The sequence below is a fragment of the Undibacterium sp. Dicai25W genome, assembly GCF_049340505.1.
GTDB lineage: Bacteria > Pseudomonadota > Gammaproteobacteria > Burkholderiales > Burkholderiaceae_D > Undibacterium > Undibacterium jejuense.
On the sequence record NZ_JBMPOQ010000001.1, the window covers coordinates 329,834 to 345,445 of the forward strand.

14 protein-coding genes are annotated in these 15,612 nt (G+C 45.2%); 12 read left to right on the forward strand and 2 right to left on the reverse strand.

The window, feature by feature from the left end:
• Window positions 1-106 precede the first annotated feature (106 nt).
• The 5 genes from ACO0KY_RS01660 to ACO0KY_RS01680 all read left to right on the forward strand — a co-directional run bounded on the left by ACO0KY_RS01660 (window position 107) and on the right by ACO0KY_RS01680 (window position 6,037).
• On the forward strand, window positions 107-2,251 hold the full coding sequence (locus ACO0KY_RS01660) for a cytochrome c biogenesis protein ResB (RefSeq protein ID WP_423043679.1): 2,145 nt from the start codon (window positions 107-109) through the stop codon (window positions 2,249-2,251).
• A 60-nt stretch (window positions 2,252-2,311) separates the two neighbouring features.
• The gene (ccsB, locus tag ACO0KY_RS01665) at window positions 2,312-3,457 is read left to right on the forward strand and encodes a c-type cytochrome biogenesis protein CcsB (RefSeq protein WP_423043681.1); all 1,146 of its coding nucleotides are present in this window, start codon (window positions 2,312-2,314) and stop codon (window positions 3,455-3,457) included.
• Window positions 3,458-3,713: 256 nt separating this feature from the next.
• Window positions 3,714-4,694, forward strand: a complete 981-nt coding sequence (gene msrP, locus ACO0KY_RS01670) for a protein-methionine-sulfoxide reductase catalytic subunit MsrP (RefSeq protein WP_423043683.1) — start codon at window positions 3,714-3,716, stop codon at window positions 4,692-4,694.
• Window position 4,695: 1 nt separating this feature from the next.
• The gene (locus ACO0KY_RS01675; protein ID WP_423043685.1) at window positions 4,696-5,319 is read left to right on the forward strand and encodes a sulfite oxidase heme-binding subunit YedZ; all 624 of its coding nucleotides are present in this window, start codon (window positions 4,696-4,698) and stop codon (window positions 5,317-5,319) included.
• Window positions 5,320-5,425: 106 nt separating this feature from the next.
• Complete coding sequence (locus tag ACO0KY_RS01680; RefSeq protein ID WP_423043687.1) at window positions 5,426-6,037, forward strand: 1-acyl-sn-glycerol-3-phosphate acyltransferase; 612 nt, start codon at window positions 5,426-5,428, stop codon at window positions 6,035-6,037.
• Between the two features lie 77 nt (window positions 6,038-6,114).
• Here ACO0KY_RS01680 and lptM read toward each other — a convergent pair whose 3' ends face one another.
• Window positions 6,115-6,327: an LPS translocon maturation chaperone LptM gene (gene lptM, locus ACO0KY_RS01685; RefSeq protein ID WP_423043689.1), complete on the reverse strand. Its 213-nt coding sequence runs from the start codon at window positions 6,325-6,327 to the stop codon at window positions 6,115-6,117.
• Window positions 6,328-6,451: 124 nt separating this feature from the next.
• Between lptM and cyaY the strand changes: the two genes are divergently transcribed.
• Window positions 6,452-6,763 (forward strand): iron donor protein CyaY, encoded by a 312-nt coding sequence (gene cyaY / locus ACO0KY_RS01690; RefSeq protein WP_423043691.1) that lies wholly within the window; start codon window positions 6,452-6,454, stop codon window positions 6,761-6,763.
• Between the two features lie 65 nt (window positions 6,764-6,828).
• On the opposite strand, the gene ACO0KY_RS01695 is transcribed toward cyaY, so the two are convergent.
• Complete coding sequence (locus ACO0KY_RS01695; protein WP_423044141.1) at window positions 6,829-9,069, reverse strand: penicillin-binding protein 1A; 2,241 nt, start codon at window positions 9,067-9,069, stop codon at window positions 6,829-6,831.
• 397 nt (window positions 9,070-9,466) lie between these two features.
• Between ACO0KY_RS01695 and ACO0KY_RS01700 the strand changes: the two genes are divergently transcribed.
• The 6 genes from ACO0KY_RS01700 to ACO0KY_RS01725 are packed head-to-tail and all read left to right on the forward strand — an operon-like array spanning window position 9,467 to window position 15,563.
• Complete coding sequence (locus ACO0KY_RS01700) at window positions 9,467-10,543, forward strand: pilus assembly protein PilM (RefSeq protein WP_423044143.1); 1,077 nt, start codon at window positions 9,467-9,469, stop codon at window positions 10,541-10,543.
• The gene (locus ACO0KY_RS01705; protein ID WP_423043693.1) at window positions 10,543-11,175 is read left to right on the forward strand and encodes a PilN domain-containing protein; all 633 of its coding nucleotides are present in this window, start codon (window positions 10,543-10,545) and stop codon (window positions 11,173-11,175) included. Before ACO0KY_RS01700 ends, ACO0KY_RS01705 begins: the two co-directional genes overlap by 1 nt.
• Window positions 11,176-11,199: 24 nt before the next feature.
• Entirely contained in the window at window positions 11,200-11,853 is a 654-nt protein-coding gene (locus tag ACO0KY_RS01710) for a type 4a pilus biogenesis protein PilO (protein WP_423043695.1), read from the forward strand.
• On the forward strand, window positions 11,850-12,383 hold the full coding sequence (locus ACO0KY_RS01715) for a pilus assembly protein PilP (RefSeq protein WP_186911191.1): 534 nt from the start codon (window positions 11,850-11,852) through the stop codon (window positions 12,381-12,383). Before ACO0KY_RS01710 ends, ACO0KY_RS01715 begins: the two co-directional genes overlap by 4 nt.
• Complete coding sequence (gene pilQ / locus ACO0KY_RS01720) at window positions 12,380-14,533, forward strand: type IV pilus secretin PilQ (RefSeq protein WP_423043697.1); 2,154 nt, start codon at window positions 12,380-12,382, stop codon at window positions 14,531-14,533. The genes ACO0KY_RS01715 and pilQ overlap by 4 nt, the downstream gene beginning before the upstream one ends.
• 58 nt (window positions 14,534-14,591) lie before the next feature.
• Complete coding sequence (locus ACO0KY_RS01725; protein WP_423043699.1) at window positions 14,592-15,563, forward strand: hypothetical protein; 972 nt, start codon at window positions 14,592-14,594, stop codon at window positions 15,561-15,563.
• Window positions 15,564-15,612 lie beyond the last annotated feature (49 nt).

Sequence of the window (15,612 nt, forward strand, 5' to 3'; positions counted from 1 at the left end):
GTTGCTGTAGAAAGATTGAGTAGGGGTTATCCGCTATTTTTGACATGCAATACGGAGGGGGTGGCGAAATGCCATCCCCTTTTTTTCAGGTTATTCTCGGAGCAGTATGGATAATAAGATCGATGCCGAACTGGCGACTTCCACCGGCGGCATACACATCAACACCCGCAAAGCCTGGTTGGCGGATGCCATAGAATTGCTGTCGTCGATGCGGTTTGCGATTAGTTTGCTGACGCTGATCGCGATTGCTTCCGTCATCGGTACCGTGATGAAGCAAAATGAACCAATGCCAAATTACGTCAATCAGTTTGGACCGTTCTGGTTTGAAGTGTTTAAGTCGTTTAGTCTGTACTCCGTATATTCTGCCTGGTGGTTTTTGACCATCATGGGCTTTCTGGTTTTATCGACCAGCTTGTGTCTGATTCGTAATGCGCCCAAAATGTTGAAAGACATGCGCAGCTGGCGTGAAAATGTGCGCGAGCAGTCACTACGTAATTTTCATCATAAGGCAGAATGGCAAGCAAAAGAAACTCGCACCGCAATAGTTCCGGCACTGACCGCCCATCTGGCACGTATTGGCTATCGCTTCAAATTGATAGAAAAAGATGGCGCGACATTAATCACCGCTAAGCAAGGGGCGGCAAATAAGTGGGGTTACATTTTTGCCCACAGCGCGATCGTTATCATTTGCGTAGGCGGTATGCTCGACTCTGAAATGCCCATCCATTTTCAGCAATGGTTCATGGGCAAGGTACCGTTTGACGGCAACGGGATTATCGCTAAAATTCCTGAGCAACATCGACTGTCGCTCGCCAATCCTACTTTCCGCGGTAACACCATGATTCCGGAAGGCGCGAGCAGCGACACCGCGATTATCCCGCAACAAACCGGTGTGTTTATTCAGGATTTGCCGTTCACGATTCGCCTCAAAAAATTCACCATCGATTTTTATACGACGGGCATGCCTAAGCTCTTCGCCAGCGATGTAGAAATTGTGGATCACGAAACCGGCAAAAGCTTTTCTTCAACGATCAAGGTGAATCAGCCCTTGATCTACAAAGGCATCGCTGTGTATCAGTCTAGCTTTGAAGATGGCGGTAGTCGATTAAAGCTCGCTGCCTTCCCTATGTCCGGTGGACAAGCAAAACCATTTGAAGTCGCTGGAGAAGTTGGCGGTTCAACACCATTGTCAGGTCAGGATGGTAACGACATGACGATAGAATGGTCTGGATTCAGACCGTTCAACGTCGAGAACATGGCACGCAATGGCGCAGATGTGCGCGCCGCCAATGCCAAGCAAACGTTTAATGAGCAATTCAGTACCGATTTGAATAAGCATCTGGGCTCAGCTGGTAAAAACGCCAATAACAAAGATTTAAAAAATGTCGGTCCCAGCGTGCAGTACAAATTGCGTGATAAGACCGGACAGGCAAGAGAATTCAGCAACTACATGCAATCGCTGTTGATCGATGGCGATTATATGTTCCTCGCTGGTACGCGCGACTCTCCTGCTGATGCATTCAGATACTTGCGTATTCCGGCAGACGATAACGATACCGTCAATGAATGGATGCGCCTGCGTGCCGCCATGAATAACCCGGCTTTACGTGATGCTGCTGCGCAACGTTATGCGGCACGTGCGATGTCATCTTCCGTGCCGAATGCCAAACAACTGCAAACCCAACTGGCAGAATCAGCCAGAAAGAGTTTGTCGATTTTTGCGGGTGATGGCAAGCAAGCAGGCTTTGTCGCCATTTCTAAATTCCTGGAGCAAATTCCCGCCAACGATCAAGCCAAAGCTGCTGATGTGTTCATGAAAATTTTGAATGGCAGCATGTGGGATTTATGGCAAATGGCGCGCGCCCAAGACGGTTTGCCTGAGCTGGAATTGGACGACAAACATGCGCGCTTTTTACAATTAGCCACAGGGGCGATGTCTGACGCATTTTTCTACGGTGCGCCGGTGTATTTGCAACTAAAGAGTTTTGAAGAAGTCAAAGCCACGGTATTACAAGTGACTCGCTCGCCAGGTAAAAAAGTCGTCTATCTTGGATGTTTGTTGTTAGTATTGGGCGTGTTTTCTATGTTCTATATCCGTGAGCGTCGTTTATGGATCTGGCTCAAAGACGATGCCGCTACAACGACTATACTGATGGCCTTAAGCTCACAGCGCAAGACGCTGGATTTTGAGAAAGAATTTGAGCAGTTAAAAATACAATTAGGACAAATCGTTCATCACGGACAAGCTTAAGAACGATATCCCAATGATCGACTACACTGACAGTCAGGGTTGGCTGTTTGAGGACATAAAATGGAAATAACACAGAACTACACGCCGTATCAGGGCTTTTTCAAGCGACTGACAGTGTTCGACTGGCTGTATGCCGTTGCCCTGAGTATGGCGTCGCTGTTTGCTTTAAGCCGTTTTGGCGGCTTTATGGATGTGTACGAAAAAGGCGTTTTACTGCTCGCCGCACCGACCTTTGCCTGGCTGGGCTGGCATTGGAAGCCAGTGCGCTGGCTGATTCCTTTATTAGCTTTGTTAAGTTTTTTTGCGATTCATCTTTATGGTGGTTCGCTGGACATGGCGAATCAGAAATTTTTCCTGAAATACTTGTTGTCGAGCCAATCGGCGATTTTGTGGATGGGAACGCTGTTCTTTTTATCCACGCTGTTCTATTGGGGCGGTTTGATTGCACGTTCCAATTTTGGCTCATCGGTCGGTTCGGTTCTATGCTGGGCGGCCGTGATCATGGGTTTTACAGGTATGTTGGTGCGCTGGTATGAATCGTATCTGGTGGGGATGGATGTCGGGCATATCCCGGTTTCTAATTTGTACGAAGTGTTTATTTTGTTTTCGATGATTACCGCTTTGTTCTATTTGTACTATGAGCAACAATACGCCACTTTACAACTAGGACCTTTTGTCTTGCTGGTGATCTCTGCCGCTGTCGGATTCTTGCTGTGGTACACGGTGAGCCGTGATGCGGCGGATATTCAGCCTCTGGTACCAGCTTTGCAAAGCTGGTGGATGAAGATACACGTACCAGCGAACTTTATTGGTTACGGTACGTTTTCTTTGGCTGCGATGGTCGGTCTGGCTTATTTGCTCAAATCCAAGGGTTACCTCGAAGATCGTCTGCCTAGCCTCGAAGTGCTGGACGACGTGATGTACAAGGCGATTGCGGTTGGTTTTACGTTCTTTACTATCGCCACTATCCTCGGTGCGTTATGGGCAGCAGAAGCATGGGGTGGATATTGGTCGTGGGACCCGAAAGAAACCTGGGCGCTCATCGTTTGGTTGAATTATGCGGCATGGTTGCATATGCGTCTCATGAAGGGCTTGCGTGGCCAAGTCGCCGCATGGTGGGCACTGGTGGGCTTGCTGGTCACGACGTTTGCTTTCCTTGGCGTGAATATGTTCTTGTCAGGTTTGCATTCTTACGGAACATTATAAGTAGTTGGGTCTATAGGTAGCGTTTCTAAATAGACTTCAAACTCCTTAATGCAGAGGCTCAGAGGAAAAATTAGTTTTCTCTGAGCCTCTCCTAACATGAACACTGCTGGCATTGATCTTTTGCTACGGTGCTTGCTCAAGACTCCCCGAAAAATGTAAGGTTCAGCAGAGTTCCCCGACTCATGAGAAACTAAGTAGCAAAACAGCGGTCAGAACGATGACTGTTTTGCCTGGTATCTCAACTACGGAGTCCAACATGCTGATTAAATCTCTTCCTGACGGCATCGATCTGCCGCTTTCTTCCGAAATCACACCGCGCGCAATATTCGAGTCGCGACGTGACTTTATCCGCCAATTAGCCGTTGGTTCGATCGCTGGTACTTCTTTGTACGAAATGGCCAATCGTGAAGCCTTTGCGCAAACACCGGGCGCACAAAAAATGGCCGCCACAGTCAATCCTGCGTATGCGCTGATCGAGAAAAAAACGGCGTACAAAGATGCCACGACCTACAATAATTTTTATGAATTTGGCACCGATAAGTCAGAGCCTGCCCAAACCGCTGGCAGCCTGAAAACGCGACCATGGACGGTCACGATAGAAGGTGAGGTCAAAAAACCGATCACGCTTGATATCGATAGTCTGATTAAATTGGCACCGCTTGAAGAGCGCATCTATCGCCTTCGTTGCGTAGAAGGATGGTCGATGGTGATACCTTGGATTGGTTACTCATTATCGAATTTGATCAAAAAAGTTGAGCCGACAGCGAATGCGCGTTACATAGAATTCATCACCTTGGATGATAAAAAACAGATGCCAGGTTTGCGCAGTCCGGTGCTCGAATGGCCGTACGTTGAAGGTTTACGTTTAGATGAGGCAAATCACCCGTTGGCATTACTGACCTTCGGCATGTACGGCGAGGTGTTGCCAAACCAAAATGGGGCGCCAGTTCGAATCGCTTTGCCTTGGAAATATGGCTTTAAATCAGCGAAATCGATTGTTAAAATCCGTTTTGTAAAAGACCAGCCGCGCACGGCCTGGAATAGTGCGGCTCCTCGTGAATATGGCTTTTATTCTAACGTCAATCCTGAGGTCGACCACCCGCGCTGGTCGCAAGCCACCGAGCGCCGGATTGGCGAAGATGGCTTATTTGCACGCAAGCGTAAAACCCTGATGTTTAATGGGTATTCTGAAGTGGCTTCTTTGTATTCCGGCATGGATCTGAAAAAATTTTTCTGATATGGCACTCTCACAAAAGCAAATTTCGGGCATCAAAGCAGTTATTTTTCTGCTGGCGCTGCTGCCATTTTTTCGTCTCGTGGCATGCGCGTTTCTGGATCAACTTGGTGCCAATCCAGTTGAGTTTATTACCCGCAATACCGGTGATTGGACCTTGTATTTTCTATGTATCGCTTTAGCGGTGACACCGGTACGCAGGTTGCTGAATGTGCCGTGGTTATTAAAGCTGCGCCGTATGTTGGGTCTGTATGGTTTCTTTTATGCAAGCCTGCACTTTTTTACTTTCTTGTGGTTTGATCATTTTTTCGATGTGCAGGAAATGTGGAAAGATGTGATCAAGCGGCCGTTCATTACTGTGGGTTTTATCGCTTTCGTAGGCTTGCTACCACTCGCTCTCACCAGTACCAATGGGATGATCAAACGTCTCGGCGGCAAACGTTGGCAACTGTTGCATAAGCTGGTTTATGTGATCGTGCCGCTTGGCGTTTTGCATTATTACTGGATGAAATCCGGCAAGCATGATTTGACACAGCCATTGATGTTTGCTGCCTTGGTCGCCACTTTGTTGCTGGTACGGGTTTGGTGGCATTGGTCCGCGACAGCGCGCAATCAGGCTAGCGCTTAGGGAATATGCGGGGGGCAAAGAAATGCTGCACTGCTTTTGCTTCCCGAGGTGTTACACGGCATAATGTTCAGCTCTCATTTTATTCGGCAAGAGCGGCTGACCAAGTATGACGACATATCAACTACAAAAAGAGCAAGCGGAGACCTTCACCCAACGTTGTGCTATCCGGGTGTTAAGCAGCATAGGCTGGAAAGTAAATTACCGGCCGTTACCGGGACCTTTAGGGGTCATTATCGTTTATCCACATACATCTAATTGGGATTTTGCCATCGGTATTTTGGCTAAACTCGCGATAGGGATGCCATTTCATTTCATTGCTAAATCGAGTTTGTTTGAAGGAATTACCGGCGCCACTATCGGTCGCATCATTCGCCAGTTGGGAGGTGAGCCAATAGAGCGTGGCGTATCTACAGGTGCTATTGCCAGATTGGCAGAGAAAATTAATCGTTCCAATTGGTATTGGTTAGCTATTACACCAGAAGGTACGCGTAGTTTCCGTCCTTACTTACGCAGTGGCTTTTATCACATTGCGCTCGCAGCCAAAGTTCCATTGGGCTGCGCATATTTCGATTTTGCGCGCAAAGAAATCAGTCTGGTCGATTACATGGAACTAAGCGGTGACACAAACACAGATTTACAAAAAATTCGTGACGTCTATGCCGGTGTTCAAGGCTATCGGCCAGAACAGGCTGGAGCCATACAATTCCGTGAAAATTAAATTAGGCGAAACCAGGAAGTAAAAAACACCTCTTTGACATTGAGTGCAAAGAGGTGTTTTTTTATTTCGCTCCGCGCTTATTTTTTCTCAGGAGTCACGCTGGTGCCTTCCGCAGAGCTACTGGCAGTTGTACGCGCTGCGTCTGGAGCTGGTGAGGTTACAGGTCTGGAAATCGGCAATTCATTGGTTAAGGCTTTATTTGGCATATATAACGGGCCACGCGCACCGCATGCACCAAGCAGGCTTGCCGAGATGGCGGCTAAAATCAGAGAGTAAATAAGTGGTCGCATCTTGAATTTGTCTAACAACGTATAGAATGGCGTTTTAAGTGTGAATCAACGTGTGTATCACAGCGTAAATCACAGCGTAAATCAACGCGTGAATTAAAGCATGAATCAATCAAAGGAGTGTAGCATGACTGAATCTGAATTCCTGATACTGGCGGAGTCTTGCCTGGCGCAGGTGGAGGAAATGTTTGAAAAAGCATTCGACAACGACGAATTAGATGTTGAGTGTAGCCGTAGCGGCAACGTTTTGACGATAGAATTTGTTAATAACGGCTCGAAAATGATCGTTAATAGCCAGGCGCCAATGCAAGAAATGTGGCTGGCGGCACGTAGCGGCGGCTTTCATTACAAATATGATGGGGAGCACTGGTTAAATACCAGAGATGGTAGCGAATTGTTTATGACTTTATCGGCATTAGGAAAAGAACAAGGGAAGTAAGCAAAAAGGGCAATCATTCGATTACCCTTTTTGTTTGGATGCTAATAACTTATTCAGTGCGTCACTTAGTTCGTCGTTGGGCTCGTTTCATCAATGATAGCTGGCGTAGTTAAATCCTGTACGGCAACTCCGGGTGGATTTTCAGCATAGTAGAAATCTCCATTCGCCGAAATGATTCCATTTGGAACAGGTCGCTCTTCCATTGGTACATCTTTGAGTGCTTTTTGCATGTAGCCTATCCAGATTGGCAAAGCCAGACCCCCACCGGTTTCGCGGTTACCGAGGTTTCTTGGCTGGTCAAAACCTATCCATGCGATACCGACCAATTTGGATTGGTAACCTGCGAACCAGGCATCAAACGAATCATTGGTTGTCCCCGTTTTACCAGCCAGATCGGTGCGTTTTAATACCATCGCTTTTGCTGCAGTACCATAGCGCACAACGTCTTTGAGCATGCTATCGACCAGGAAGGCGTTGCGCTCGTCGATCACGCGATTAGCTTCATCACCCGCTTTGTCTGGTTTTGCTTGCACCAGAATATTGCCATTGTTGTCGGTAATTTTATTGATCAGGTAAGGATTGATTTTATATCCGCCATTTGCGAAGACCGAGTAAGCACCTGCCATCTGCAAAGGTGTGACAGCGCCAGCACCTAGTGCAAGGGTAAGATAAGGTGGATTTTTTTCAGGCAAAAAACCAAATCGTGTCGTGTATTCCTGACCATATTTCGCGCCGATTCTATGCAAAATCCGGATCGAAATCATATTTTTTGACTTCGTCAGACCTTTACGCATGGTCATAGGACCTTCATATTTGCCATCGTAGTTTTTTGGTTCCCACGCTTGCCCGCCAGTCTGACCAGCATCAAAACTGATAGGTGCATCGTCAATGATTGTTGCTGGAGACAGGCCTTTTTCCAGAGAGGCGGAATAAATAAAGGGCTTAAAGCTCGAGCCAGGTTGACGCCATGCTTGTGTCACATGATTAAACTTGTTGAGGTTATAGTCGAAACCGCCAACCAGTGCTTTAATTGCACCGTCATGCGTATCAGTTGCAATGAATGCGGATTGTACTTCTGGCATTTGGGTGATAACCCAGTTTTTCCCCTCTTGCATCACGCGTACGACAGCGCCACGCTGGATGCGTTTGTTGGCAGGGGTTTTAGTACTTAAGCCGCTTGCCGCAAAACTAATGCCAGCTTCATCTATATGAATTTCTTCGCCATCAGCCAAGACTGCGCGAACAGATTTTGGATTCGCATCAAGTACCATTGCGACCTGCAAATCGTCGCTATTTGAGTGTTCCGCTAATGCCTTTTCAATTGCATCATCTGCTGCTTCTTTGCCTTCCGGGATCGTGATAATTGCTTCAGGGCCTCTATATCCATGGCGCTTTTCATAATCCATGACGCCACGTCGTAAAGACAAGTAAGCGGCATCCTGATCCGCTTTGGTAATGGTTGTGTAGACATTCAGACCGCGGGTATAGGTGTCCTCTTTGAATTGTTCGTAGACTAATTGACGAGCCATTTCAGCAACGTATTCTGCATGAATGCCAAATTCACTGCTGTCGGTTTTCGTGATAATTTCTTCGTTCTTGGCCTGCTCGTATTGTGCGTCGGTGATGTATTTCAAATCATGCATGCGCAGCAAAATGTATTGTTGACGTACTGTTGCACGGCGTGGATTGGCTACCGGGTTGTATGCTGACGGCGCTTTGGGTAGACCAGCTAACATCGCAGCTTCCGCGATCGTCAGATCTTTAATGTTTTTTCCAAAATAAATTTGTGCAGCCGAAGCAAAACCATAGGCACGTTGTCCCAGATAAATCTGGTTCATATAAACTTCAAGAATCTGATCTTTCGTCAGGTTTTGTTCAATCTTCCAAGCTAATAAGATTTCGTAAATTTTACGTTTGAAAGTCTGTTCGCTCGACAAGAAAAAGTTACGGGCAACTTGCTGTGTAATGGTGGACGCGCCTTGTTTTGCACCCCCTGTCAGATTGTGTAATGTCGCACGGGTAATGCCTAAGTAGTCAACACCCCCATGTTCGTAAAAGCGATCATCCTCGATCGCCAGCACTGCTTTCTTCATGATTTCAGGAATTTGATCAAAGCGAACAACATTGCGCCTTTCCTCACCAAACTCACCTATAAGTACATTGTCCGCAGAGAAAATCCGAAGCGGCATTTTGGGTTTGTAACTCGTAATTGAATCGAGTTCAGGTAAATTAGGATAGGCCAAAGTGAGAGCGAAGCCTATGATGAGTGCAATCGCAACAGCTGAACCAACCATGATACTGAGCATCGCGACAAGGACACGCTTGCCAATACTGGGCTTCGCTGTCGTTTTTTGTTGATTCTCGTTGGAAGAGGAAATTTCTTTATCTGACATGAGTTTCTAGTGTGGCAATAGCAAACGATATTATAACGGTTGTCGTCGTTTATCCCTTTAAAGGTTGCTGGATTAATTCCAATCAGATGTAATTTATGCATCGAGTGGAAATTTGGCAACGCATTCTGAACGTGCTCTGAGGAAAGTCCTTTACCAATGCGGGCTATATTGCTACGATTTCACGTAGGATTGGATAAGTGTCTCGTAAATAGCGGTTTTTAAAGAGAATTTCCAAAAACTTGCATCCAGGATGCATGCTTTGTTTCAATTTGTAAAAAATACACACAAAAGTGTTTATGAGGGGATATTCTTGGCTTTTGATCTTGCTTCACTGCTAGGCAGAAAAAATCCGCCGCTTATAGGGCTGGATATCAGTTCGTTTGACATTAAGCTTGTTGAGCTTACTGAGGGCAGCAATAAGGCATATCGTCTTGAACGTTATGCCTCTGAACCTTTGCCAAAAGGTGCGGTTCAGGACGGCAATATAGAAAATATCGAGCAAGTTTCCGAAACGATTCGTAAATTAGTAAAAAGAAGCGGTGCCAACACTAAAAATGTAGCTTTGGCAATGCCAGCGGCAGCAGTAATTACTAAAAAAATATTGTTGCCTGCAACATTAAGCGATCAGGCCTTGGAAGTTCAAGTTGAATCGGAAGCGAGTCAATACATTCCGTTTTCAATGGATGAGGTAAGTTTGGATTTTTGTGTTATCGGACCTGCGCCTAACCAAGAAGACGTTGAAGTCATGTTAGCTGCTTCCCGTAAAGAGAAGATTGAAGATCGCGTGGCTGTTGCGCAAGCGGCGGGTTTGCAGGCTAAAGTGATGGATGTTGAGTCTTATGCTGCTCGTGCTGCTATGGTGCGATTGATTGAAATGCAGGCAAACGAAGGTCGTGATCAAATTTACGCGATTTTTCAAATAGGTACAAAACGAACGAATATTTACATATTGCTTAATGGCGAAGTAGTTTATGAGCGTGAACAACAATTTGGCGGTAGCCAATTGACCCAAGATATCGTTCGTAATTACGGCTTGTCACAAGAGGAAGCCGAATTAAAGAAGAAAACCGGGGATTTACCAGATAGTTATGAAATGGAATTACTTGAACCATTTTTAGAAAACGCTGCACTCGAAGTTACTCGTGCTATTCAATTTTTCTTTACGTCTACGCCTTACACCAGAGTTGATCAAATATTTTTAACGGGCGGTTGTGCGGTAGTGACTGGTTTGGTTGATATCGTTGCAGAGCGAACCAAAATTTCTACTGCGGTCATTAGTCCATTTAAAGGGATGGAGCTGGCTGCTGGAGTTAATGAAAAAGTATTACGCAACGATGCCCCAGCCTACACGATTGCTTGCGGTCTGGCCCTGCGGAGATTTGGCTGATGATAAAAATCAATCTTCTTCCGCACCGGGAAGAAAAACGCAAACAGCTCAAAAAAGATTTTTACTCTTTGTTATTGCTGGCGGCAATTCTTGGAGCATTAATTGCTATTGTCGTTGGCGCTATCAATGCTAGTGAACTTGGGACGCAAACAGACAGGGTTAATTTCATCAAAAAAGAAAACGGCAAACTCGACGAGAAAATTAAAGAAATCGTTAATTTGAAGCAAGAGATTGATTCGCTCAAGGCGAGGCAGCAAGCGGTTGAAGATTTGCAGGGGGATAGAAATCAACCCGTCTATTTGCTAGATGAGTTGGTTAAATACACTCCTGAAGGCGTATATTTGCGTCAATTAAAACAGGATGGACAAAAGATTACATTAAATGGTTATGCTCAATCGCAAGAGCGCGTTGCTGACTACATTCGTAGTTTAGGAGGTAAGTCTGACTGGATGTATAAACCTGAACTTGTTGACATTCATTCCTCTGGGCTGGGTCAGGGAAGGGATGCAAAAAAAGTGTACGAATTCTCGATTAATGTTGCGATCAAGCGCCCGAGAGAGAAAGAAGATGTGGCTTCAGGTGCTGCGGATAGTCAGGCGCAGGACAAGAATCGACCAACTCCTGGTCATTAAGATAAAAGAATTGGAAGGTCAGGAATGGCAATTAATGTACAAGAGTTTGTTGACGATATTGGTGCCCAATTTCGTGATTTGAATGGCTTACACCCGGGGCTTTGGCCTATAGTCCCGAGGCTGGCAGCTGCGCTAGCTGTGTTGGCCGTCGTTATTTTGTTGAGTTGGTTCTTTTATTGGGATGGGCAGAACGAAGAAATTAACCAAAAACAACAAGAGGAAGTGAAACTTAAGCAAGAATATAAAGAAAAATTGCAGCAAGCGATAAATCTTGATGCTTTAAAGGATCAGAGGGTATTGGTGCAACAGTACGTTGCGGCAATGGAAAAACAGCTTCCTAGTAAAGCCGAAATGGACGCATTATTGTCGGATATTAATCAGGCTGGTGCAGGACGTGGTTTACAGTTTGACTCATTTAAGCCAGGCCTTGTTTCAGTAAAAGATTATTACGCTGAATTACCTATTGATATCAAATTGACAGGAAATTATCATGATCTTGGTGAATTTGTTGCTGATATTGCTAAGTTACCAAGGATTGTTACCTTAAATAATTTAAGTATTTCAAGTAATACGAAAGATAGTAATTTGACGTTGGAAGTTGTTGCTAAGACATTCCGCTATCTGGATAAAGATGAAGTTTTGGCTCAGGCCAACCTGAAAAAGGCCTCGAAAAAATGACGTTTAATAAGTTTACATTTTTATTGCTACTAGTGCCTTTAAGCTTTCTTAGCGCTTGCGGCGATAACGGTTCAAGCGAACTGACTGAATGGATGGCAACAGCCAGAAAAGAGATGAAATTGTCTACGCCTAAGCTTGTGCCGCCAAAAGTTTTTGTGCCGGCTGGGTATACTCAAAAAGACGAGTTGGATCCTTTTAATGCGTCAAAATTGCTGGCTGTACTCGCCCGAATGAAAGCAGACTCTAACAATGGTCCGGATATGGAGCGCCGGAAAGAGGCACTTGAAGCCTTCCCTCTTGATTCACTCAAAATGGTCGGAACAATAGAAAAGGGCGGATTGAAGCAAGCTTTGGTTCAAGCAGATAAAACTGTCTATCAGGCGAAAGTAGGTGGGTATATAGGTCAAAATTTCGGCTTGATCACAGGAATTGCTGAAGATGGTGTTGATATAAAGGAAACCGTACAAGATGCGGCGGGAGAGTGGGTTGAACGTAAGGTCAAGCTTGAGTTGCAGGAGAGTCAAAAATGAATGCGTTGATAAATAAAAGTAAAAGGGGCGCTATGTTTGTTAGAGCTTGTATGTTGCTGCTTGTAGGAATAAGCCAGTTAGCGTTCGCACAATCAAATAGTATCGAATCCATCGTTGCTAATCAGCAAGGTGCAAACATCATAGTAAAAATCGCTATGAAGAGTCCATTGGCAAAATTGCCGGTAGGGTTTTCTATAGCCAGTCCCGCACGTATTGCTCTGGATTTTGCTGATGTCTCAAATGGCACAGGAAAAACGTCTATTGACATCAATACAGGTGAGCTGAGAACAGTGACGCTAGTTGAAGCGACTGGTCGTTCGAGGATGATTTTTAACTTAAATAAACCCCTCAACTATGCAGCAACGATAGAGGGAAAATTTCTGATCGTGACGATTGACGGATCCGGAGGGGTTGCTACGCCGGTAAACTCCCAAGGGTTACCAGTGAATAATGATTCGACACCTTTACTGTCGAGTAAGCCTATGCTTCATGATATCGATTTCCGCCGGGGAGTCGGTGGAGAAGGGCGGGTTGTCGTTGATCTACCATTGAACCAGGTTACGGTAGACGTGCATCAGCAAGGGCAAAAAATATACGTCTCTTTCCTCAAAGTCGGTTTGCCGGATGTCTTGCGCAGGCGTTTAGATGTTGCCGATTTTGGTTCTCCAGTGCAGACCATTACTACAACGCCATCTGGTGAAAATGTTCAGATGGTGATCGAACCTAAAGGTCTGTGGGAGCAAAGTTCGTATCAAAGCGATACCCAGTTTGTTTTAGAGGTAAAGCCGATTAAAGAAGACCCGAACAAATTGACCCAAGGTACGCAAGGTTACCGCGGTGAAAAATTGTCCTTCAACTTCCAAAATATTGAAGTTCGTGCCATCTTACAAATTATTGCAGAAGTAAGTGGGTTGAATGTCATAGCAAGCGATACGGTTACCGGAACGATAACTTTGCGTTTGAAGGATGTGCCCTGGGATCAGGCATTAGACAATATTATGCAAATCAAGGGACTTGATATGCGTAAGAACGGTAACGTTATTTGGGTAGCACCGAAAGATGAATTGCTGACTAAAGAAAAGCTGGAATTAGAGCAAAAGGCACAAATTGCTGAGTTGGAACCGTTAAAAACTGAATCCTTCCAACTGAATTATCAAAAAGCCGAAGCATTTAAACAAGTTTTTGGTGGTGATGGACAGACAACTAATCGTTTACTGTCCAAACGTGGTAGTGCCGTTATTGAACCTCGCACGAATCAATTGTTTATTACCGACATCCCTTCGAAGATAGAGGAAGTTCGTAAACTGATACAGAAGACCGATATTGCATCTAAGCAAGTTATGATTGAGGCTCGCATCGTTGAAGCCGATGATAACTTTAGTAAAAATCTTGGCGTGAAGCTAGGGTTTACTGATTTGCGAGGAATTAACGGTGGAAATGCTGGATATCAGATCAATGGTAACCAACGCGTAGCGTTGACTGGAAATTATCTGGGTGTAGGAGAGCAAACTGGTCAGGCAGTATTAACAGGCGGCAGCTTTGTACCAAATTCTCAATTTGTGAATTTACCAGCAGCTGGAATCGGCGGTTTAAATCCTGGTAGTGTGGCAGTTAGCTTGTTCTCTTCGGCAGCTAACCGTTTCCTGAATCTTGAACTTTCTGCTCTAGAAGCGGACGGTAAAGGTAAGGTTATTTCTAGTCCACGCGTTGTCACAGCCGATCAATTGAAAGCACTTATTGAGCAAGGTACGGAGTTGCCTTACCAAGTTGCTACGTCAAGTGGTGCGACTTCGATTTCTTTCAGGAAAGCGACAATGCGTTTGGAAGTAACTCCGCAAATTACTCCTGATGGAAATATTATTCTTGATGTTGAAGTTCATAAAGATAGTGTAGGCCAACAAACCACTAACGGCTTTGCGATCAATACCAAGGAAGTAAAGACCATGGTATTAGTAGAAAATGGTGGTACTGTGGTGTTGGGCGGTATTTACCAACAAACGGAAGCAGACAATGTGACCAAGATACCGTTTTTTGGCGATCTTCCATTGTTGGGGAATTTATTCAAAACTACCGGAAAAAGTAATGAAAAAACCGAATTGTTGATTTTCATTACGCCAAAAATTATGTCTGACCGCCTAGGTTTGAAGTAAACTTAACTTTTTTTAAAATTCGATAATTTAAATGCTTCTGCTCAAAGACAGGTGTTACATGACTAGCTTCCTCCGGATGATTTCTGGCATATTTTTACTTACTCTCATATGTGCTTGCGGAGGTGGTGGTGGATCTTCGGGAGCAACAAGTGCGGCTTCCACTAAACCGGTGTTATCCACGTCAGCGCCATCATCTATTAATATTATTAATGGTGATCCTGCTCAAACCTTTACTATCATCGGTGGTGTTCCGCCATATGATGCCAAACCAGCCAATAAGGGATTAAGTGTTACAGTGGTAGGATCCACTTTGACCATTAAAGCTATAGCCAGCGGTACTTCATCCGTAACGGTTACCGACAATGTTGGAAGTAGAGTTACTATTGCCGTTACAATGGGAACAGGAGTTCCGTTGTTTGTATCAATCAATGCTATTAATGTTGCAGTTGGCGGTAACTCATCAGTTATTACAATTGGTGGTGGAACCGGAGTAGGATACACAGTGGGAAGTAGTGACACTTCGGTCGCAACAGTGACTACTAGCCCTGATGGGTCAGCATTTATAGTCAATGGCGCAGCCAACGGACCCGCAACTATCACGGTGACAGATAGCCTAGGAACAGCCGTGAGCGTTAGAGTTGTGGTTGGTACTGGCGTGAAATCATCTTCCATTACGTCGGGGAATGTAATCGCAAGTTCAGTCGCAACAAAAATGTCCTTGACGCCAGCCACAGTGACTGTAGCGGATGATAATGGTTCCACTCATTCCTTAAATTTGTCGGGGATGACTGCACCGTTTCGGGTCTATAATTCAAACCCATCATTAGCAACGTTGACAATCGTAGGTGATAATTCGAATTCAGCCTCGACTTCTAATACGATTAATGTAGCACCTGGTCCAATCACGGCAACGAATAAGTCCGGTCGTTGCGTCAGCCAGGATACAGCAGTCATCTTTACCGTGATTGATAGTTTGAACGCGGTAGCAACCAGTACAATGACGATTAAAGCAGGCGGTGTCGGTTGTTAATGACTGCTTGGTGTCGTTATTAAAAAAGTTGTGCAGGAGACTTTGTAAG